Here is a 547-nt window from a genome sequence, read left to right on the forward strand (position 1 = left end):
CATCCGACATATATTAATAAGCCTGCAGTAGCCATGAGTATTGCCCAGAGGGCGTCCTTCCTCAGCTTTGCGCTCACCTTTGGCCCTATCTCTGTAATGGAATCAACCACAGGCGTTTTATCAGAGAATCTATTAGAAATCACCTCTATTATCCTTTCTGTAAAGCCTCCGAGCCTTGCCTCTTCCTTTTTTACCCCTATGAGAATCTTATTCTCTGCAGGCTGGTCCTCAAGGTTAATATCTTTGAGCCCTCCTTCATCAAGGGCCTTTCTTATTTCACTAAGTGAGACATGTTGCGCAAACTTAATCTGAACCGCTGTCCCCCCGCTAAAATCAACGCCGAGATTTGCCCCGCCGAGCGCTATCTGAATAATGGCAAGCATCCCAAGTAAGAACAATGCGCCTGATAAGATAAAGGCATAGTTTCTTTTACCTATGAAATCAATCTTTGTATTTTTCAGAATCTCCATCATATGCTTAACCTTTTAACCTCTTTCTTGGAAAAAATGATGTCAAAGATAGTCTTTGTTCCTACCAATGCAGTAAA

At 42.2% G+C, this 547-nt stretch carries 1 pseudogene; it reads right to left on the bottom strand.

Annotated elements, in window-relative coordinates:
- Positions 1–473, bottom strand: a pseudogene (locus HW443_RS12795) (protein translocase subunit SecF); the annotation flags it as partial.
- Positions 474–547 lie beyond the last annotated feature (74 nt).

It is taken from the genome of Candidatus Hakubella thermalkaliphila (assembly GCF_013281975.1).
Classification (GTDB): Bacteria; Actinomycetota; Humimicrobiia; order Hakubellales; family Hakubellaceae; genus Hakubella; species Hakubella thermalkaliphila.